The organism is Herbaspirillum sp. WGmk3 (assembly GCF_023952535.1).
Taxonomy (GTDB): Bacteria; Pseudomonadota; Gammaproteobacteria; order Burkholderiales; family Burkholderiaceae_D; genus Herbaspirillum; species Herbaspirillum huttiense.
The window spans coordinates 1-271 of the sequence record NZ_JAKYWT010000065.1; the positions used below are offsets into that span (position 1 = coordinate 1).

The 271-nt window shown below is 61.6% G+C and carries 1 pseudogene; it reads right to left on the reverse strand.

Annotated features, from left to right (window positions below):
* Positions 1–271 (reverse strand): annotated as a pseudogene (locus tag MKD49_RS25955) (hypothetical protein); the annotation flags it as partial.

Genomic DNA, 271 nt, shown 5'->3' on the forward strand with positions numbered 1-271 from the left:
GTCCTGCTCACCGAGGGTGAGAACCTTGTAGGACTTGTGGTAGCTGACGTGGACGTTCCTGGCCCCGGTGAAGGTGGCCTTGTCGCCGAAGTAATCCTTGTCCTTGTCGAACTCCCCAGACTTGATGCACCCCGACATGTTGGCACCGGTGCCGACTGACGGGGTGGCTGTCGAGGTGTTCAGTGAGGTGGTTCTGTTGCTCGAACCCGAGCAGCCCGTCAGGGCCAGGGCGGGTGCGACGAAGAGGGTAATGAGGGCCGAGATCCTCCTC